This is a genomic window from Furfurilactobacillus rossiae DSM 15814 (genome assembly GCF_000428925.1).
In the GTDB taxonomy this organism is placed as follows: Bacteria; Bacillota; Bacilli; order Lactobacillales; family Lactobacillaceae; genus Furfurilactobacillus; species Furfurilactobacillus rossiae.
Genome location: NZ_AUAW01000008.1, coordinates 100,660 through 121,635 on the forward strand (window position 1 = coordinate 100,660; position 20,976 = coordinate 121,635).

General features: G+C 43.3%; 19 protein-coding genes and 2 pseudogenes. 6 read left to right on the forward strand and 15 right to left on the reverse strand.

Going from position 1 to position 20,976, the window contains the following annotated elements:
• Positions 1–70: 70 nt before the first annotated feature.
• The 7 genes and pseudogenes from G400_RS16075 to G400_RS14715 form a co-directional block, all read right to left on the reverse strand.
• Positions 71–658, reverse strand: a pseudogene (locus G400_RS16075) (DJ-1/PfpI family protein).
• A gap of 73 nt (positions 659–731) precedes the next feature.
• Positions 732–1,121: a hypothetical protein gene (locus tag G400_RS0106870; protein ID WP_017261366.1), complete on the reverse strand. Its 390-nt coding sequence runs from the start codon at positions 1,119–1,121 to the stop codon at positions 732–734.
• 11 nt (positions 1,122–1,132) lie between these two features.
• On the reverse strand, positions 1,133–1,711 hold the full coding sequence (locus tag G400_RS0106875; RefSeq protein ID WP_017261367.1) for an NAD(P)H-dependent oxidoreductase: 579 nt from the start codon (positions 1,709–1,711) through the stop codon (positions 1,133–1,135).
• Complete coding sequence (locus tag G400_RS0106880) at positions 1,701–2,300, reverse strand: TetR/AcrR family transcriptional regulator (protein ID WP_017261368.1); 600 nt, start codon at positions 2,298–2,300, stop codon at positions 1,701–1,703. The genes G400_RS0106875 and G400_RS0106880 overlap by 11 nt, the downstream gene beginning before the upstream one ends.
• A 132-nt stretch (positions 2,301–2,432) precedes the next feature.
• The gene (gene brnQ, locus G400_RS0106885; protein WP_017261369.1) at positions 2,433–3,803 is read right to left on the reverse strand and encodes a branched-chain amino acid transport system II carrier protein; all 1,371 of its coding nucleotides are present in this window, start codon (positions 3,801–3,803) and stop codon (positions 2,433–2,435) included.
• A gap of 603 nt (positions 3,804–4,406) precedes the next feature.
• Complete coding sequence (locus tag G400_RS0106890) at positions 4,407–5,987, reverse strand: MFS transporter (RefSeq protein WP_017261370.1); 1,581 nt, start codon at positions 5,985–5,987, stop codon at positions 4,407–4,409.
• The gene (locus G400_RS14715) at positions 5,971–6,513 is read right to left on the reverse strand and encodes a PadR family transcriptional regulator (protein WP_017261371.1); all 543 of its coding nucleotides are present in this window, start codon (positions 6,511–6,513) and stop codon (positions 5,971–5,973) included. Before G400_RS14715 ends, G400_RS0106890 begins: the two co-directional genes overlap by 17 nt.
• 175 nt (positions 6,514–6,688) lie before the next feature.
• Here G400_RS14715 and G400_RS14720 point away from each other — a divergent pair, with 175 nt between their 5' ends.
• Both G400_RS14720 and G400_RS0106905 read left to right on the forward strand, forming a co-directional pair.
• Positions 6,689–7,168, forward strand: a complete 480-nt coding sequence (locus tag G400_RS14720) for an NUDIX hydrolase (protein WP_017261372.1) — start codon at positions 6,689–6,691, stop codon at positions 7,166–7,168.
• Position 7,169: 1 nt separating this feature from the next.
• Positions 7,170–7,844 (forward strand): hypothetical protein, encoded by a 675-nt coding sequence (locus G400_RS0106905; RefSeq protein WP_017261373.1) that lies wholly within the window; start codon positions 7,170–7,172, stop codon positions 7,842–7,844.
• A 92-nt stretch (positions 7,845–7,936) separates the two neighbouring features.
• Here G400_RS0106905 and G400_RS0106910 read toward each other — a convergent pair whose 3' ends face one another.
• The 8 genes from G400_RS0106910 to G400_RS0106945 all read right to left on the reverse strand — a co-directional run bounded on the left by G400_RS0106910 (position 7,937) and on the right by G400_RS0106945 (position 16,386).
• Entirely contained in the window at positions 7,937–8,764 is an 828-nt protein-coding gene (locus G400_RS0106910) for a histidine phosphatase family protein (protein WP_017261374.1), read from the reverse strand.
• A 122-nt stretch (positions 8,765–8,886) separates the two neighbouring features.
• Entirely contained in the window at positions 8,887–9,927 is a 1,041-nt protein-coding gene (locus G400_RS0106915) for a zinc-dependent alcohol dehydrogenase family protein (RefSeq protein ID WP_017261375.1), read from the reverse strand.
• Between the two features lie 16 nt (positions 9,928–9,943).
• The gene (locus G400_RS0106920; RefSeq protein ID WP_017261376.1) at positions 9,944–10,549 is read right to left on the reverse strand and encodes an NAD(P)H-binding protein; all 606 of its coding nucleotides are present in this window, start codon (positions 10,547–10,549) and stop codon (positions 9,944–9,946) included.
• Between the two features lie 69 nt (positions 10,550–10,618).
• Positions 10,619–11,953: an MFS transporter gene (locus tag G400_RS0106925; protein ID WP_017261377.1), complete on the reverse strand. Its 1,335-nt coding sequence runs from the start codon at positions 11,951–11,953 to the stop codon at positions 10,619–10,621.
• 222 nt (positions 11,954–12,175) lie between these two features.
• Complete coding sequence (gene tkt / locus G400_RS0106930; RefSeq protein ID WP_017261378.1) at positions 12,176–14,161, reverse strand: transketolase; 1,986 nt, start codon at positions 14,159–14,161, stop codon at positions 12,176–12,178.
• 60 nt (positions 14,162–14,221) lie between these two features.
• Positions 14,222–15,598 carry a PTS ascorbate transporter subunit IIC gene (locus G400_RS0106935; RefSeq protein WP_017261379.1) on the reverse strand — a complete coding sequence of 459 codons (1,377 nt, stop codon included), beginning with the start codon at positions 15,596–15,598 and terminating at the stop codon, positions 14,222–14,224.
• A 19-nt stretch (positions 15,599–15,617) separates the two neighbouring features.
• The gene (locus tag G400_RS0106940) at positions 15,618–15,923 is read right to left on the reverse strand and encodes a PTS sugar transporter subunit IIB (RefSeq protein WP_017261380.1); all 306 of its coding nucleotides are present in this window, start codon (positions 15,921–15,923) and stop codon (positions 15,618–15,620) included.
• A gap of 13 nt (positions 15,924–15,936) precedes the next feature.
• The gene (locus G400_RS0106945) at positions 15,937–16,386 is read right to left on the reverse strand and encodes a PTS sugar transporter subunit IIA (RefSeq protein ID WP_017261381.1); all 450 of its coding nucleotides are present in this window, start codon (positions 16,384–16,386) and stop codon (positions 15,937–15,939) included.
• A 136-nt stretch (positions 16,387–16,522) separates the two neighbouring features.
• Between G400_RS0106945 and G400_RS0106950 the strand changes: the two genes are divergently transcribed.
• The 4 genes and pseudogenes from G400_RS0106950 to G400_RS0106960 all read left to right on the forward strand — a co-directional run bounded on the left by G400_RS0106950 (position 16,523) and on the right by G400_RS0106960 (position 20,645).
• Positions 16,523–18,577, forward strand: a complete 2,055-nt coding sequence (locus G400_RS0106950; RefSeq protein WP_017261382.1) for a BglG family transcription antiterminator — start codon at positions 16,523–16,525, stop codon at positions 18,575–18,577.
• 13 nt (positions 18,578–18,590) lie between these two features.
• Positions 18,591–18,755: pseudogene (locus G400_RS16080) on the forward strand (ABC transporter permease); the annotation flags it as partial.
• Entirely contained in the window at positions 18,745–19,569 is an 825-nt protein-coding gene (locus G400_RS0106955; RefSeq protein WP_017263101.1) for an ABC transporter permease, read from the forward strand. The pseudogene G400_RS16080 and the gene G400_RS0106955, both read left to right, overlap by 11 nt.
• Complete coding sequence (locus G400_RS0106960; RefSeq protein ID WP_017263102.1) at positions 19,566–20,645, forward strand: ABC transporter substrate-binding protein; 1,080 nt, start codon at positions 19,566–19,568, stop codon at positions 20,643–20,645. The genes G400_RS0106955 and G400_RS0106960 overlap by 4 nt, the downstream gene beginning before the upstream one ends.
• Positions 20,646–20,976 lie beyond the last annotated feature (331 nt).

Genomic DNA, 20,976 nt, shown 5'->3' on the forward strand with positions numbered 1-20,976 from the left:
TATATCTAAAAGATATAAAAAGCAAACAAAAAAACGGCCACATTTGATGTGTCCGCGTAATTCAGCACCATTATTGATAAGGGTTGCCGTACTTCTCCGTATAAGCATAAAAACCAAGTTTATGTAACTCGACGCCCATCGCAATCTCCTTTGCTGAGGAACCAATCATTTTAAGAACCCGTTCTGTAAAGTCTAATGCAGCAGTCCCGTTGGCAGTAACGAGATTACGATCGCTGACAACCTGAACGTTTTGAAAATCTGTTGGGTTTTTATAGTCTACATAATCTTTCCACAAATATTGGGCATTCCCAGTGTGCTTAAATCCTGTTAACAAACCTGTTCTCGCTAGAAAATCAACGGCCCCACAGATGGCCCCAACTGGAATTTCGTTTGTTAGACTACCAGAAATAAGCTAATAAAGTGCCTCATCGGTAATGCTCCAAGAATTGCCACCGATTAGAACCAATAAATCAATGTGCTCAGGGACATCAGAAATCAGATCATCGACTTGGGTTGTAAATCCACCGATAGATTTGACTGACGACTTGATTGATGCCGTCCTAACCTGCCAATCTTTCTTCTGATTCAATTGACTGGAAAGATAGGCTCCCTCCCAGTCAGCATATTGATCCAAAAGGACAAACTCTGCTATTTTCATAAATAATCTCCCATTTCCCGAATGTACGTTCGCATTTATAGTGTACACCCTTTGGGGAATTATTAGAGCCACTCTAGATTGTCCTTGCTACTAACTGATCATAAGCTTCCTTCAATTCAGACTTATCTGTTTTACCGACAGCCGCCTTGTTGGCAGTCACCAAAAACAGTTCGCTAGCCTCCAAGAGTTCACTGACTTGATGATTGCCAATCAGTGTTAGCACAAAGACGTAGATCCTCATTGTATGAATGGCACTCAATGAATCACCATCGCTAACGTTGTCAGTCAAACCATCAACTTGTCGAATCACATCCAAACTTAAACGTGCCATGGCTGTCTTAGCCCTGTAAATGCTCTGTTTGGCCGCCCGTCGTCGTTCGAAAAAGTTGAAAAGTAATGTCGTGAGCACCGCTGCAAACGTCGCTGCACCCGTAAACCAATCCGCTAAAGATCCAATTTGCATTAAGATCACCCTCAAATTTGATTCACAATTTGTTTTAAAAACGCTTGTCGTTGACTAAAATGGCTGTTCGTAATGCCGCCGCAATTGGTCCAGTGCCGCTGCTTGATTCCCAGCTGTTTAAGCGTTGCCCCCATAAAAACACGCTTAATTGCATTCCCGGAAAACAACTTCAAATACCAGGTTGGTGACGTAGACGTCGTTAAAACATCGGCCCGTTTGATATTCGTCATCCGACCCTTAACACCTCGAGGAGTATTGATGTAAGCAAACTGAGGCTTCATAACTTTATCAAAGAAACCTTTCAACATACCCGGTAGGTCGTTCCACCAAATCGGCGTAATGATAATAAGATTCGTACTACTCCGCAACACCGTTTGATATTTAATGACTAGTGGATCCGTGGTGTCACCATCTTTAAACTTGGCCAATTCAGCTACCGAGTAACGTGGATCAAATTGATCTTTATAAAGGTCAATAACGTTATACGCCTCACCTAACTGATCTAACTTTTCTTGAACCGTCATCAACACCTGATGATTAAAGCTTTTATCATACGGATGGCAATAAACAATTGTTGTTTTACTTTGCATCGTTAACGCCCCCATTTTTCACAATGTCATCAATCATACTGTCCACAACAGCCTCATCATAAGTTAGCGCACCGTTAACAATGAGTTGCGCATAGCCAAAGATGAAAGACCACAGCTTGGTAAACAACAAGTCACTCTCTTCGGTCAGATGATAGTCATGCTTTAACCCTGAGACTTCCTGACTCATATAACGTAAAAAGGGCTCCTCAGTATTACTGAAAAAATTCTGCTGCCGATACTCAGCAAGTGCCCTAGGACTAAAGAAAAGAAACGCCACTGCGTGCGGTTTTATTCCTGCCCAAGACACAATCATTTTCCCTAGCTTTGCAATAATCTCCCGGTGTTCCTTGGGACTAAGTTGCGCCACACTTTGAATAGCCTCGGTTTCAAACTGACGTGAGACCTCTTGCAAGGCTGCATCCAACAAATCATCTTTTGATTTAAAATGCTTATACACTGCCGATGGCGCAATACCAACGGTCTTAGCCGCCGTCCGTAAAGATAGCAGGTGAAAGTCGTTCTCACCGACAAACTCAACGGCATACTCAACAATTCGCTGGCGCGTATCCGTTGTCCTCAAATCTGCCACATCTATCATTTCCTTTGAATTTTGATTTTAGGATAACACCGTTCACCTAAATTGACAATAAAAGAAGCGAACTTCGGCCTAATTCTCATTAGCCAATAAAGTTCGCTTCGTTAATTCACTTTAGGTGCAACACTATTCAACCGAATTTTGCTTTGGATTTCGTTGTAAGGCGACTAATCCCAGACCGATAATTAAACCGATAAGCATAAACGGTAAGAAATCCAGTCCATCTTTGAACAAGGGAAAGAACTGTTGGGCAAAACGATTGCAAGCTTTAACAACCGTCAATCTGGCAAACACTGGTGGTAATGCATGAATGAAGTCAAAGATTGCCGGAATTAGTACTAGATAAATCGTCGTCCGATAAATTGTGGCATTCTGATGAATCAAAGGCTGCAAGATCCCCAGCACAATCAGACTGATAGCCAATGGATATAACAACATTAATAATGGCGTTGAGAAGGCAATAATCTGAGTTAAGCCGATATTAGCAATCAAAAAAGCTCCCACCGTCGTCCCCAGCAAAAAAGTCCGGTACTGAACACGTGGAAAACGACGACTGAGGTCTTGTGCCAGTGATGTGATGAGCCCGATGGCGGTGGTCAAACAGGCTAGCAACGTCAGTGCGGCTAATAAGGCCGTCCCAATCAGCCCGGTATAATGTTCCATAATCTGACCAAAGGCTAGCCCACCGTTAGCACTCATTGATGTGTACCGTAAACTAACGGCACCAAGCATGATCAAAAACGTGTAAATAATTGTTTCTAGTGACATTGAGAAAAGACCAATCTTAGCGATGGCCCGTGACTGAGCGCCCTCATTGTGCACCCCCATATACTTGAGCGCATTGACAATCGTTACCCCAAATCCAAGACCGGCCAGAGCATCCATCGTGTTATACCCTTGTAGAAATCCGTTTGTCAGCCCACCAATTGAATTAGCCGCGCTCACAAAGGGCACATGGGTTAAATCACCTTTGATTACCAAGGCCCAGAAGAAAATAAACGTTAATAACAGGAGAAACATTGGATTGAGGAGTTTGCCAACATACAGCGTGATTTTTTGTTGATTGCTGGCCAGCAGGAATGTCGCCAAGAAGAATAAAAATGAAAAAATGGCTAAACTGATTGTTTCAGTCCCTTTTGGAATAAAAGGAACGACGCCGATTTCAAACGTAACCGTCGCCGTCCGGGGCGAGGCAATCAACAGTCCCAAACTGGCGTGGGTCGTTAGCAGAAAGAAAGATGCAAATCGTCTACTCACTGGTCTAGCCAGATCATACATGCTATCGCTACGTGTCACACTGATAGCAATAATCGCCAGCAACGGCAATAAAATTGCAGAGAGTAGGAAACCAATTGTAGCGGTGATCCATCCCTTACCGGCCAGTTGACCCAAGTGAATCGGGAAAATTAAGTTGCCGGCACCAAAGAACAAACCGAATAGTAGTGATCCTAAGACGTAGTAATCGCGTCTTGTTAAATGTTTTTCTCGTTGATCCATATGGTCAACCTCGCTTTCTGTGGTCCAAGTTTAAGGAGACTAGTGTCTTTGGAATGGTTACTGCTACATGGCTATAACGCGCTCCCAACCGGAGTTGGTCACACTCACATAAACGTGCACCTGTCGCTCAAGGCCCTGTGCATAACCCAAAGCTGTCAACATGCAAGCAAAATGCTCTTACACGTTGCCACCTTTACGTTATTGCTCGGCCCTTCCCGAGCTTCGGCATCACTCTAAACAAAAAAACGCCCCCGCAACATCTCTGTTGCGAAGGGCGCGAACGCGGTACCACCTTGCATCGTTACACTGTCACCAGCATAATCTCATAAACTGCAGCCATCAATCGACTAGAGTTTGGTGACGATAATGGCCACCACCCCACTGAATTTCGTTTGGAATTCAAAAGCTCACAGGTTACTTTCACAAACATTGTGCCACCCATTCTCATCAACTAGGGCTCGCTTCAAGCACATCTTGCCTGTTACTCCTCTGCTTCATAACTTGTTTTATCTATTGTTAGATATTCTAAATAATTGATGAGAAATGTCAATAGATTTTAATCTGAAACAGTGTAAAATGTATTTCCCGGGAAATGTCACATCATTATTTTTGCGCGTGATGCGGTTCCTTAATCATAAGACCTGCAGCAATTGCGCCCACAACAACTAGGGTAATAGCTGTCACAAGAACACCTTTATAGCCCTGATTAAATGCGCTGAACACCGCTTTGTTCATTTGTCGTAAAACTTCCGATCCATTTACATAATGTGCAGTAAATCTCTTTGCGCCTTCAACAACACTATGGCCGGCCATTGGTCCTGCCTGGTGAAGGCCTTTCGTAATTCCTGCCACTGCTTGTTGTGGTAACTGGCTAATTGCTTTTATGTTTGTCGTAACTGCAGGGTCATAAATATGGCTCAAACGTAAACCGTAAATAACCACTCCAAAACTGATCCCTAATTGCCGAAAGACATTCATTACGCCGCTTGCCATACCAACCTGACTCATTTTCACGCTATCCATCGCTGCCGAGGACAAAGGCGGGTTCACAATTGCATTCCCGATGCCTAAAAGCGCAAAGCCAGCCACAAAGTCAATATACATAACGTTGAGGCTAACAGCGTGGTAAATAATCAAAAAGCCGCAGCCAATTAACAACAGCCCACCACTGATCATCCAACGTTTTTGCCAACGACCGGACAACATGCCAGCAATAGGACCCAAAATCATACTGAAAATACTGATTGCTAACTGTCTAACCCCCGTTTGCATAGCAGAATATCCAAGATAATCTTGCATCCAAATCGTCAAATACGTGAAGAAAGCATATAACCCAGCGCCCAAACAGAAAGCAGCAATAATGGTGCCATCAAAGGAAATTGATTTAAAAATGGCTAAATCAATCATTGGACTCTTAAGGTGACGTTCCAGCAAAATGAAAACAATAAGTAGCACAATTCCGGCAATCAAATAACTGGCAACATGCACGTTTGACCAATGCCATGCAGAATGGGTCTCCTTTTGAACCAGACCAAATACGAGACTAAACACCATGGCAATACTTATCAACATGCCAATCCAGTCAATTGAACCCTGTCGATTACCGTAGCTTTCATCGACAAAGTAAATGGCACCTAGCAGTGCGATAACACCAATCGGAACATTGATCATAAAAATAGCCCGCCAATTGAATAGCTGAATTAAGTACCCGCCAAGTAGCGGCCCCATAGCGGTGGCGACCCCAATCACGGAACTCCAAATACCAAACGCCAGTCCACGGTCACGTCCGACAAAGGTAGATGCCACAATCGTCATCGACAGCCCCATAATGCCTGCGCCACCAATTCCTTGAATCGTTCTGAATAAGTTAAGCTGTAACCCCGTTGTTGATAATGCTGAGGCGAGTGATCCTAACGTGAAAATTGTTAATTCAATAAAGAAAATTCGTTTGCGTCCAAAAATATCGCCGAGTTTGGAAGCAACCAATAAGACAACAGCATACGCCAGGGTATACGCATTGATAATCCATTGAACGTCACTAAATGATTCATTAAAGCTTTTTTGGATCGTTGGCAACGCCACGTTAACAATCGTCACATCCAACAGTGACATAAACACCGCCACACACAGTGTTGCCAAGCTCAACCAGCGGCGAACCCCACCAACATTAGTCTTTGTTTCCATTCTGTACCTCCTCAATTGTTGACTTAGTCCATTTCAATGCCGCCGTTGCCTGAACCTTAGTCAACGCCATCAGCCGAACGGCATCTTTAAGATCATCTGGCGTGATCTTCGTCTGCTGTAAATAAGCTTCGGCATCTGCAACATCTTCAATTTTATTTTCCAAATAATGTTCAAATTCGCCTAAAATACTGAGTTGCAAACTCGGTTCAATTTGATGAAAATTACGAAACTTAACTTCATACGTAAAATCAGTGTTTTGATTCAATGGAACTGGAGCCGTCATGAGTTCTTCAAATCGTTCTCTACCCAGCTCAGTCAGTGTGGCATCCTTTTTGCCACGATTAGCGTCATCCTGACTATCCGTCAATGTAATAAATCCCTTTGTTTCCAGTCGATCCAATAACGGGTAGATCATGCCAAAACTAATTTTTCGCCGGTTACCGACAATTCGTTGTAAAACATTCCGTAACAGATAGCCAGTCATCGGTTTATCTGTCAGTTGTCCCAAAACAAATAATTCGTACATTATGACACCTCCATATATCAGTCAGATATGTTATTCGTGAAATTATCATATATCAGACTGATACATTCGTCAATAATGAACTTAAAACGGTTTTTTTTAATTAAATTGCTTTCATCCGTAGCGGCACACTTGTACGATAGTTTTAAAATAGCGCAATATGAAAGATGATGGCCTAATGCTTTTAAAAGACTACACAACTATAACTGATCCATCACAATATCCGGATGACCTATTTTCCAGTGCGTTTGTCATCTGTCAATTTCAGGCACGTTACCTCGTCGGCTTTAACAACTGGCGTTTGCGATGGGAAATTCCCGCTGGCAAACGTGAGCCTAAAGAAGCGCCAACTGAATCAGTTTTACAAACGGCTATTCGCGAACTGTGTGAAGAAACACATCAAACCGCACAGCACTTGACGCTTTGCGGAATAGCTACTATCTTCGATGAAGACAAAAAAGAGACCAGAAATCGTGCCGTCTGTGCCTGTGATATTTTACAACCAACGCCCTTTATTTTTCACAAGGGTGACGAAATGGATAAAATCAAGTTTGTGCCCAGCCAAGACCTGAATACAATCAATATTGATCCAGTCGACTTGGCGATTGTACGTCAGTTTGAAAAGCACGTTAACATCCAATGGAGGGACAATTTGTAACATGGTTAAACAGGGTAAATACGCTGGCAGTAGTCGGCAAAAGCAGCTACGCAATTTACGGCAGCGAATTAGCAATAAAGGCCAACATACGATTGGTGAGGCCGATTTAGTCGACTTTTTGCTCGTCCGCTGGCATTTAACTCAGCATAATCAGACGCAGTTGGTTGAACAAACCACGCAGCACTTCTTACGCACTTGGCTCGAACAGGCTCAACAAACTAACACGTCTGTTTGGAACATTGCGACAATTACAACCAATACTTTGAAAGCTTTCGCCATTCAGGTGCCATGGCAATTCTACGCAATCATTAATCACGAATGGTCACATCTGCAGCACTTTTTAACCAAAGAAGTGCCTGCAGTGCCGCTTGCAGATCAACGTCTTACAGACAATCAACTAACTCCAAATGATTGGCATACATCGCTTAGCACACAACTGACAGTCAACAGTTTCTTGTTGATGTTTAAGGGGAATCAACAGCAGTTAAGCAATGTATCCAATCAACAAATTGCTCAATTGCGTCACAGTTTCCAAACTGAGCAGAGTCTGGATTGGCAAGCCGTCGCCACTGTTTTTCAGCCGCTCACGTACACTATTCCAGCTGATGCAGACGAAGACAGTGTTCAATGGTTGACGGAGCTAGACTCGCTTACTCCTGATGCTTTACAAAAGTGAACTGAACTCAAAAAAGCTCTGCTAGACGACCAATGTTTGGTCGCCTATGCAGGGCTTTTCGCGGTTTCTAAATTTGTTTCATTATGTGAAAATTACTTGCTGGCTTTTGCGCCTTTATCAACGTAGCTTAATGTTCCAATTGGACCAGACACTTGGAGCTTACCATTCTTGTAAACAAGCTTAGTGACAGCCGCGTTCTTTAATGGCTTGCCCTCGTACTTCTTGCTCATTGTGGACAAGTATTCGTTGATGGACATTCCTGAACTAACCACCAACACATTACCACCGCCATCTTTCGAAGTTGTCTTCGCAATGTGGTTAAGTTCCGTCGTCATCCGTTGCTGCACCTCTTTAGCACTTTCGGCACGATCAGCTTTGACTAATTTAGTCTCCTGGCTGTTTTGAGTGTCGAGCTTGTGGTAGGCGTCCTGCAGCTGATTCCAGTAATCCTTACCCGTTTTCTGCATGAACTCATCGCCAGTCTTGTAGCCATATACACCGGCAATCTTGTTATTATCGGCAGCGATACTGTCACCTTCAAAACTACCGTAACCACCTTCGCGCAAATCTTTGTTCTGGTTAACAGAGACATGCTTATTGCCTGAGTACTTCAACACTTCCTGCGCTGTTACTGTTTGTCGGGTTAAGTCCCCTGTGTAGGCTGCCTTGAACTTAGTGTTTTTCAAGCCACGGCCTAAATCATCGGCTACTTTAACCCCGTTCTTAGTCAGTGGAAAGTTGCTCCAGCCCTGGACACGCATCATAACGTTGGCAGTCGTTTCTCCGTGCCGAGTCAAGTAAATGGTCACTGGTTTTGTGCTAGTAGCCATAGCCGGTTCACTAGTAACGTTGGCCATTCCAAACGTCCCTAAAGCTGTAATAGTACCTAGAATAAGTGCAAATTTCTTCTTAAATGACATATGAAAATCTCCTCAATTAAGTGTTCTAGAAACCGCTTACATAAGCATATCAAATAAAATTGGCGAGTTCTCTGTTTATTAGAGAACTCGCCAATTTTATTAGGAAATGTTCATAATGTAAATTATTGACTCACTATGAGTAATGACTTGATTGCTTCACGTTTGTCCATTGCGGCATATGCGTCGGCAATGTGGTTCAAGTCGAACTGCTTAGTGAACACCTTACCTGGATGAATCTCACCCTTTAACACTGCGTCCAAGAGAATGTTCCGATCATCAGTCGTTACAGAAGCGATTCCACCACGGAGACCAATGTTTTTCCAGAATAAATTATTGGTATTCATGTCCGCTTTTTGTGGCACACCGACACGACCAACAACGGCACCTGGACGTGCGACCTTAACTGCTGTGTCAACTGATTGTTCCGTTCCGACACATTCCAAAACGGCATCGGCGCCAGCACCATCTGTCAGGGACATCACAGCCTTCACTGCATCACCCCCGCGCTCTGCAACGATATCTGTTGCACCAAATGCCTTGGCCAATTTTTGACGATCTTCGTGACGACTCATCGCAATAATCCGTTTGGCACCACGCAACTTAGCGGCAATTACACCGCACAGACCAACAGCACCATCGCCCATAACAACAACGGTGTCATCCTTCTTAACCTCAGCGGATGACGCAGCATGATAACCTGTTGCCATAACGTCGGCTAATGTTAACAGATCGTTCAATTGGTCATCTGTATAATCTGATGGCTGTCCAGGCACCTTAACCAGCGCCCAATTGGCATTCTTAAATCGTAAATATTCACCCTGATAGCCGACCACTTCATCGTCACTTGGATTCAAACAATCACCATCAAAACCAGCCAAACAAGCGGCACAGTGACCACAACCGTGTGTGAATGGCGCAATGACAAAGTCACCAGGTTTAACGTCAGTTACCTCTGAGCCGACCTCCTCGACAATGCCGATGGCTTCATGCCCGACTGGCGTATTCTTTGGTCGGTCAGAAATGCCACGATACCACCACAAGTCTGATCCACAAACACAGGCCCGAACGATTTTCAAAATTGCGTCTGTTGGCTGCTTAATTTCTGGCTTAGGTAAATCCTGCGTTTCAACTTTTCCTGGCTCTACAAACACTGCTGTTTTCATTATTAACGTCCTCCAATTATTTTCTATTAATACCGAGGCTATCACGTGACCCATACGTGGCGTCATGGGCAAGATGCATCACTAAGTCAGCAATGCTTTCGCGTGAAACATCGTGGCCGCCAAACGGTTCTCCTTTTTTCGTCACTTGATAGTCCGTATCATCCCGGTTATCAAACCATCCCGGACGAATCACCGTATAGTTCAGATCAGATGCCTCAATAATATCGGCAGCATCCCGATATGTTTGCAACATTGGATTATGTTCAAGGTTACCGTCTGCACCAACGCTGGCCGGAATCTCGTTGTAGATTCCCATCGACGTAATGAATAACAGTCGGTCAACATTGGCACGATCCATCGCTGACACAATTGCCGTGGCCATTTCTGGTAAATTGCCACTTAAAGCAGCGAATACAACATCCTGCTTTTGAAGTGCATCGTTTAAGATTTGAGTGTCAGTCACATTTCCCTGAATTGCTCGCTCGCGCTGCTCATTCAGTTTGCCTAACCGATCTGGAATGCGTGCCATTAACGTTAACTGATCATCCGTGTGTTCCAAGAAATATTGACGTGTCACCTGACCAATTGAGCCCGTGGCGCCGATAATAAGTACGTTTGCCATTTAATTTACCTCCTGTTTCACGTGTAACAATGATTACTTTACAACCTTACAGTAACTTGAAGGCAACACTTACTTTTGCTTTTCTGGCAAAATTAAGAAAATCGCTGCCAACAACGAAATCAGCAATAAACCTGCGCCGATTAAAATAGCATAGTGAAAGCCTATCACCTGATTTTTAAACAGATCTTGAACGCTAACCAAAATTGACAACCCCACGGATCCACCAATCTGATGCATCACGTTGACAACACCAGATGCCGCACCAGCGTCCCTTACATCAGTGTGGGCTACGCCCGCAGCAGTAAATGGACTAAGCGAGAGTCCTTGCCCAACGCCAATGACAACCATTGGTAAAGCAATGCCAAGCCAATAGCCAGTGCTAACCGTAAAGAAACTCATCCATGTCATACCAATCAACGTTAAGAATATACCAATTGTCAGTAAGCGCCCATTGCCAAGCTTCGCTGTTAAACGAGCTACTTGTAGAGCCACGATAAAGTTAACGATCGTCAATGGAAAGAAAGCGACACCAGCCATTAACGCGCTAAAGCCTAATTGTCTTTGCATCAGTTGTGGTGTAATAAACCAAAAGCCAAGCATTGCGCCCAAATATAAGAAACGTCCTAAGTACGCGCCAATACGTTCACGATTTTTAAACAACCGTAACGGCATAATCGGCTGGCTCGTTCGATATTCTTGGTAAACAAAGATCACCAGTAGCACAATTGCCAGTATGAGCGCGGATAACTTTCCCCAAGTACCAACAATGCTGTACACCAACGCACTCATTCCAAATAAAGAGCTTAACGTACCAAGCCAATCCAGCTTTCCAGATTGACCGCCATCCTTCTGTAAATGACGAACAGATAAGTAGTACATCCACATACTGATAGGAACATTGATGAAAAATCCAACACGCCATGTCAGCAGGCTGGCAAACACGCCACCAATAACTAAGCTAACACTCGCACCAATTCCGGCCATAGCACCATAATATGCAATGGCACGTACACGTGCAGGACCGTCATAAGTATCCATCAAAATAGCCAAGGTCGTTGGTGCAAGAATGGCCGAGCCAATTCCTTGAAAGGCTCTGGAAGCGATAATCATCGGTGCATTAACTGATAATCCAACTAGTAGCGAACCTATTCCAAAGATAACCAGACCAATTTGAAATACACGTCGCCGACCAAACAAATCCCCTGCCCGACCGCCAAGCAGTAAAAATCCACCGAACGTTAACGAATAGGCGCTGCTAATCCAAGATAAAGTTTGCTGATTTAGCTGTAAATCTTGAGCAATTTTGACAGTTCCCGTAAAAATAATTGAATTATCGAGCAGGATCATAAAGTAACTCATCAAAATAACTAATAGTATCCAATCAAATCTTTTCTTCGTTGTCATGTTGTCCTCCTGTTGTTATGCAATGTTTGAAAGCTTAGACCTTCAACTGCACTTCAACGCAACAAGAAAAGTTTCTTTTTTCGGCGAATCGCCATTCATATGGATAAAAAAACTGCTAACCACTACCCTCATTAGGTAATCAATTAGCAGTTCTATTTTTAATCTTTCACAGTGTTGTATTCTTAAAACCGGTCATAGACCAAGGCATTTTTTTAAAATCAGCTATTTATCATTCACCTTCCATAACTGCTCAAAGGTTGTAATAATCGTCTCAGGTGTGAAGCCATACTTAGCAACAACTTCTGCTCCTTTACCACTTGCGCCAAAGCGATCAACACTCACGTTGGCGCCGCGAGTACCCGTGAAGGCACCCCATCCAAACGAAGACGCCATTTCGATGGATATACGCAACTGGACATCTCTAGGTAAGACGGATTCTTGATACTCGGCCGATTGTTGTTTGAAAATATCCATACTTGGCATCGAAACAACGGATACATCATATGACCGATCGCGTAAGGTTTGCTGTGCCTCTATCGCCAAGGCTACTTCTGAACCAGTAGCAATTAAAATGCCATCAGGTGTTTGACTCTTAGCGGGTGAGATCACGTACGCACCTTTTGACACTTTATCAGCGGCCGCCCCTTCAATCAGTGGTGTGGCCTGTCGCGTCAAGACAAGTACGCTGGGCCGATCAGTCATCTGGGCAATAGTCTGCCAAGCACCCAATGTTTCGTTTGCATCTGCCGGGCGCAGCACATTAACGTTTGGAATACTTCGCAAAGCGGCTAACTGTTCAATCGGTTCATGGGTTGGCCCATCTTCACCTACAGCCAATGAATCATGCGTGAAGATGAAAGTTGATGGTATTTGCTGGATAGCAGCCAAACGAACGGCCGCCTTTAGATAGTCACTAAAGACGAAGAACGTACTACCAAACACACGCGTACCGCCATGCAACGTAATCCCATTAACTGCTGCCGCCATGCCAAATTCACGCACACCAAAGTAAATATTGCGACCTTTTGGCGTTAATGGTGTAAAGGCTTCGTCGGCTTTCAAACTCGTCTTGTTGGACGAGGACAAATCAGCGGCACCGCCCCAGAAATTGTCATTCTCTGCGGCAATCTGTTGCATCAAATCAGCATTAACCACCCGAGTTGCCGTCGGCTTCTTGTACGTGTCATAGTCCAACGAAACATTCGCTAAATCCAGCTTATTATCCAAATATTTCTTAGCAACATCTGGGAATTTCGTTTGATAGTCAGCAAACATGCGTTGCCAATTCTTGTAATCGCGTTGTTTTTCATCCACAGCTGCATTATAAGTACCATAAATGTCATCACTAATCTCAAACGGAGCAGCGGACCAGTCATAAAATTCACGCATCTTGGCAACATTTTCTTCACCCAGTGCAGAGCCGTGAACCTTATTTGTCCCCGCTTCAGGCGTACCATAACCAATAATTGTTTTAACTTCGATCAAAGTTGGCCGATCGTTTTGCTGGGCCTGTTTAATTGCGGCGTAGATGTCGTCCAAATTATTGCCATCCAAAACACGTTCATAGTCCCACTTAGCTGCTTTAAAACGCGCACTGACCTCATCGTTGGCACTTAATGAGAGTGGACCATCTAATGACACATCATTTGAATCATAAAGCACAATTAACTTATTTAGGCGCTTGTCACCAGCAATGTTAATCGCTTCATGACTGATGCCTTCCATCAAGTCACCATCACCAACAAGCGCATACGTGTAATGATCATACACATTATATCCTGGTCGGTTCACCATAGCTGCTAAATGTTTTTCCGCCATGGCCATCCCAACGGCCATTCCCAATCCCTGTCCAAGAGGACCGGTTGTCGCATCGATACCCGCTGTTTCAGTTACCTCTGGGTGTCCAGGCGTTAGCGACCCTAACTGACGAAATTGTTTTAAATCGTCAGTTGTTAAGCCAAAGTGATTAAGGTGCAGCAAACTGTAAAGCAATGCCGAGCCGTGGCCGGCACTCAATACAAAACGGTCACGGTTAAGCCACTTAGGATCTTCGGGATTGAAATTCATCAATCTTTCCCATAAAACATAGGCCATCGGTGCAGCATCGATTGGCAAACCTGGGTGGCCACTGTTAGCCTTTTGAATCATGTCAACACTCAGAAAGCGGATTGCATTAACGGCAGCGGTATCTTTTTCAGTAAATGTCATTTCTCTTTTATCTTCCTTTCAAAAATGACCCGGTAGAATAACTTGACCGGGTCAAAAACACTATTTTGTTGCTTCTGCCTTCGAGTTTGCTTTATCGCGTCCATTTAAAATTAGACTAATCAAAACAACAATTACTAAGAAGCCTAGTATTCCAGCCACAACGGCGACCGTGCCCAAGTTACCAAGGTTTCCCAGTAAGATACCAGGAACTAGGTAGTCAGTGTCAGCAAACGTTGAAGCCGCCAATTTTAACGTACCTAAGACAGGCAAGATGAGAAGCGGTAACCAACTAATCAATAAACTGTTGACCGCTGAACCGATAATCGCACCACGACGACCACCCGTCGCATTCCCATAAATTGCAGCCGCGGCACCACAGAAGAAGTGACCAACAACCCCGGGAATAATAACCGTTGTTTTCAAAGCAATCATGATAAACATACTAATTGTGCCGACAATGAAACTGGTGAAAAAGCCAATTAACACAGCATTAGGAGCATATGGAAAGATGATTGGAACATCCAAAGCAGGTTTAGAATTAGGCACAAGTTTTGTCGCGATACCCTGAAAGGCGGGTACAATTTCGGCCAAGATCATGCGAACACCTTGAAGAACAACGACGAAGCCGGCGGCAAATGTACCTGCTTGAACCAGTGCATAAACCAAGTAATTAGTACCAGCGCTGAGTTTTGTTTCAACAAAATGTGGTCCCGCAACAATTGCTAAAATAATATAAACGATTCCCATTAATAATGTGATTGATACGGTTGAATCACGTAAGAAGCTCAATCCCTTAGGCATTTCAATGTCTTCAGTACTGTTTTTCTTATTGCCGAACCATTTACCCATCAAACCAGCAGTTGCGTAGCCAATGTTACCCGTATGACCCATGGCAACCTCGTCGCCACCAGTGATTTGACGCATAAATGGTTGACACAAAGCTGGTGTCACAGTGAGTAATGTTCCTTCGAAAATTCCACCAAGAATAATGGTCTGCCAACCTGTACCAAGTTTGGCACTGATTAAAATAACCGCCGTTAAACACGAAACGTATAACATTGCTTGACCAGTTAAGAAAATATACTTAAACCGAGTGAAACGGGCTAGTAAGATATTGACAATCATCCCCACCAGCATAATTAATGCTGTCGTCGTACCATACTTAACCAATGCAATAGCGACAACCGCTTCATTACTTGGCACGACACCCTGAACATGTAAGGCAAACTGGAACATTTTGGCAAACGGTGTTAATGAGTTGCTTAAGATTCCAGCACCACCGATTAAAACAAGGAAGCCGGCAAACGTTTTAATCGTTCCTTGAACAACCTCAGTCGCCTTTTTCTTTTGTAGGAGCAGTCCCAACATAGCGATCAAGGCAACTAAAATAGCTGGTTGAGTCGCAATGGAGACAAATAAGTTCAATACACTTTTCATCTTTTTTGTCCTTTACGAATTAATCGTGAGCAATGTTTTCGTTATCTAAAACATAATTGACATGTTCCGCAGTTTCCTTTTTGTCAATCAGACTCTTTAGCAAAACGATCCGCTCTTTTGGAATGCTGCCTAACGCGTCTGCCAATGTTGACTCAACGAAAAAGTAATCTGCTGAATCTGCTGTGGCACTGCCAACATCTGAGTGATCGACCGTGATGTCGTTTGCATCAACATCCACGTTTTCATCTTTCAGAATTTGTTGGACGTTCATTTGAACCATAAAACTACTGCCTAAACCACTTTGACATACTGCTAAAATTTTCATGTTGTTTCCTCCGTTATTCGTTGCGACTATGAATTATTGTGAGCAAATCTTCAGCCGACGAAGCAGCCATTAACTGTTTAACTGTTGCCTCGTTGGTTAACAGTGTCATTAATTGCTTAATGACTTCTAAATGACTCTCACTATCAACAGCTGATAAAACGAACCATAAGGTAATGGGATGATACTGGTTAACAAGTGCAATATCATGATTCGTTTTGAGCAGTGCAAGCGAGATACGATTTGATCCATTCTCAGGTCGCGTGTGTGCAAGCGCAATATGATCACCAATGTTAATATATGGGCCTTGATCATTGACCACGTCAATCATTGAATTAACGTATTGCTCTGTCACACTACCGTTGGCAACTAAAGGTTTTGCCGCAAGTCGGATTGCTGTCTCCCAGCTCAAATCAGTTGCATCCGTTAACTGGACTGTTTCCTGGTTCAAAAGGTCATTCAGCATTCCATCACCTCCGCTATTAATTTATGATTTAATCCTAGCATTGATGAAAACGCTAACAAGTGCAATACTTACACTACCAATAGTGCAAAATATTCACCCCGTCAAAAAATGTGCTTAATTTGGAGGCTCATCATTCATGATTAACTTTACTAACATCAAACATGGCAATGATCTTCTTAATTACTTGCTAACACGTCAGGATTACACCACTCTTGAAGAATTGAAAACACAGCTGGGATTATCTCGTCGCGGCACTTTCTATGTTCTAAAACGCGTGAATGAAGAGTTAAATGACTCTAAGCTTGATATCATCATGAATCTCGCTGGAGTCGGCTATTTCATTCCTGAAGAAACAAAAAAAGAGCTTCTGAATCGATATTCAGAAACTCAACCTGTGACGGAACAATTTACAAAACATCAGCGGTGTCAGCTTATCGCTTGGGATCTCATCAACCACAAGTCACTATCCCTGTCAGACTTAACCAACAGATTTCAAATCTCCAAACATACGGCAATATCCGACCTCAAATCTGTTCGTGAACGTTTAGAATCCCATGGGCTCGATATTATTCAACAGCCTAAAGGAAAGCATATTTCCGGATCTGAAATATCGCAACGAAACTGGGTATTAGAGGCGCTTAATGATCGTGACTCAATTCTGTACAGTCAAATCGACATTAATCCTTCACGTTTGATTGCAATCAACACAGAGATTCATAAGCTGGAAAAAATTACGGGGAATTATTTTAGTGACGACGCTTTATCAACACTTGATGACTTTATTTTATGGTTTTTGGAGCGAATCAAACGGCCAGAAAATCAATTGCCGGATTCTCCCTTAAGAACAACCAATGTAGATTCAATGTCGATTAATTGGTCAATTAAGTTCTTAAGCGATAACAACATTCATAATTTTAGTGAATCATATTTCTTGGGTCGTATCATCAACACGAGCCAGTTTTATCGTGTCAATCGTGCTGACGGATTAATCCAAACTATTTTCCCGATTTCCCGGGAAATTATTGACCGCTTCAACACCGTGTCTGGGGCCAATGTATCCCCTGAAAAGCTTGAATTAACACTATCTACGCACTTATTATCTACCTTTTATCGTTCAAAATTTATGATTCCCTATCACCATCCCAACCTTGAACAAATCACCGAAGGCTTTCGCGAACTATTTTCGTTCACTAAGTATGCCATTCGTCCGTTTGAAAAATTCATCAATGGCCACCTTAGTGATGACGAAATCGCGTTGATTGCACTATATTTCGGCGGTGAATTGCGCGCCATTGAAAGTCGCCGTGGCAAACATGTGGACGTCTTAGTTGTCTGCTCTAGTGGTATTGGTACCTCATACATTCTTCAGCAGCAACTCATTCAACATTATCCCAACATTGATTTTTCTCAGCCTCTTAGTGTTTTCCAGTATAAGAATCAAGATTTATCCAACATCAAGCTTATCATCAGTACCATCGAACTCAATGTCCCCGTTCATATTCCCATTGTTCGCGTATCACCGCTACCAAATAAAAAAGATTGGGAAACAATCGAAAAAGCATTCATCAATGGCCACTTAACTGATAACCATTTTAACGAAGCCAGTGTAAATTCTCTGCTCGATATTATCAGTAATTACGCTCGTATCGAGAACTTTGATGGTCTGACGGATGCTCTACGTGGTTACCTCAATCAAAGAGCAAAACTGCCGCTAAAAAAGACACCCACCACCGGACCAACAAGCCTGCAAAAGCTTTTACCCAGCAGCCACATTACGTATGCCGATGATGAGTTGGACAATTGGAAAAATGTTGTTCAACAAGCTTTGAAACCACTGCTGACTGAACACCTTATCGAACAACGTTACGTTGATCGAATCATTCGATTAACAGTCGTCAACGGTCCCTACATGGTACTTGGTAACGGCATCATGTTAGCCCATGGCACACCAAACGACGGTGTCAACGATCTTGGCATGAGTTTACTGTTACTACAACACCCCGTCACAATTGAAAATAAAGATCACGCAGACAAAAGGACGATTCAAATCGTCATTGGTCTAGCACCTTTGGATCAAACCAGTCATTTATCTGCCCTATCGCAACTTATGCAAAAAATCCAAGATGATCACTGGGTTAAGCAAATAAAAGCTGCTAGTTCAGTCGCCGAAATTTCCAATCTACTCTCATAGATAAAAAAAGAGTAACCGAGTCATTACCCTGGGGACCGCCATTGAACAACATTTCCTGGTGACACAGAACTGGGGAATGGGTTCGACAATCGGGGTCATCTTGATTGTGGCAATGGTGATTACGATGTTGCTAACCGGCGAACGCAAAAAGAAGGGGAGGACACGTCATGCAAAGTAAACTGTCTGGCTGGTCCAAAGCCTACCTCATCATTGTATTTATCATTTTATATGCACCAATTTTATTTTTAGTCATGTATTCCTTTAGTAAAGGCAATACGATGAGCAATTTTCATGGCTTTACGTTTGACCATTACCAAACGTTGTTCCATGACCCACGGTTGATTCAAATTGTGTTAGACACACTGATTGTGGCGTTGCTGTCTTCACTGTTTGCGACAATCATCGGTACGGCAGGTGCGCTGGGTGTGTATGAAACGCGTCACCGTGCGATCCGCCAGACTGTCCTTTCATTGAATAACATTCTGATGGTTTCGCCTGACGTTATTATCGGGGCCAGTTTCCTGATTTTCTTCACGATGTTAGGGTTGCGATTGGGTTTTATCTCAGTGTTGCTGAGTCACATTGCCTTTTCGATTCCAATCGTTGTGTTGTTGGTTTTGCCCAAGCTGAATGAAATGAATGCGTCTATGATCGATGCTGCGGCTGATCTGGGTGCTAATCCTTGGCAAACGTTGACGCGGGTGATCTTGCCAGCAATCATGCCTGGTATCTTTTCCGGTTTCTTAATGGCTGTAACGTATTCGCTGGATGACTTCGCGGTTACGTTCTTTGTCACTGGAAATGGTTTCTCAACGTTGTCTGTGGAAATTTACTCACGTGCTCGGCAAGGGGTCGATCTGGAAATCAACGCGTTGTCAGCGCTGTGGTTCCTAGTTTCACTGCTACTGATTGCGGGGTACTATTTCCTGGAACAGTACAATCAGGGCCGCAAAACCAAGAACCGTCAACAAGTTGAGGCGGTGATCAAATGAAGCGATTAGTTAGTTTGGTTGTTGTTATCTTAGCGGTCAGTTTGGGACTTGGTCTGACTGCGCATCATTTACAACGTGTTGAAGGGGTCGTTGGTTCTGGCAACAACGTGCTAAACTTATACAACTGGGGGGATTACATCGATCCAGCGTTGATAACGAAGTTTGAGCACGAAACAGGTTATCATGTTTCCTACCAAACATTTGATAGTAATGAATCCATGTACACAAAAATCAAACAGGGTGGCACGTCATATGATCTGACGGTTCCCAGCGAGTACATGGTCCAGCGAATGAAGGCTGATCATTTACTCAGGCCATTGGACAAGAACCGATTAACGGGTATGAACAACATTTCGTCGCAGTTTAAAAACCTGGCTTTTGATCCTCACAATGAATATTCAGTGCCTTATTTCTGGGGTACACTGGGGATTGTTTACAATGATAAGTTTGTCAAAAAGGGTGAATTGACGACCTGGGACGATTTATGGAAGCCACAGTTTAAGGACAACATCATGTTAGTCGATTCTTCCCGTGATGTTTTAGGGTTGGCATTGATGTCGCAAGGCCACTCGGCGAATACGCATGATCAAGCCCAGCTGGACGAAGCGGAGCAGAAGCTCACGAAGCTAACGCCCAATGTTAAGGCTGTGCTCGATGATGAAATCATGATGTATATGGAGCAAAATGAGTCAGCAGTTGCCGTAACATATTCTGGCAATGCGGCCGAGATGATCAGTAATAACAGTCATCTTCATTACGTCATTCCGAAGCCAAGTACCAATCTGTGGATCGATAACCTGGTTATTCCGAAGACGGCCAAACATTTGAAGGCCGCTTACGCTTTCATTAATTTTATGAACCGTCCAGAAAACGCTAAACAGAATGCAGAGTACGTGGGCTACTCAACACCTAATGCACCAGCGGAACAGTTATTGCCTGCGGATGTTCGTCAGGACAAGGAGTTTTATCCAAGTGCTAGTGTCATCAAAGATACGCAGGTATACCAAGACCTTGGTGTTAAGGAAACAGGTACGTATAATGATTTGTTCTTGCAATTTAAGATGTTTAGAAAGTAAGTGAAACGAGAGCGGGACAAAACTCTTGAATAAAAAATAAGGTTCGAAATCGTTTTTTGATTTCGAACCTTATTTTCGTACTATTATGTAGGCACAGAGACAATTCTCTGCTTATCCAACAGCGACTAAACAATCAGAAAGCGAGGTTATCTCCATGTACAAGAATTATAACAATAATCAAACCAGTTTGGCAGTGAATTTAGATTTTACGCCTAGTGAAAATCATGTGGTCACGGTGTTAAGCCGATTCGTAGACTCTATTCCTTTAAAAGACGTCATGAACGCAACTGCCGCCACTGGGCGGCCAGCCTATGATCCACGGTTAATGATG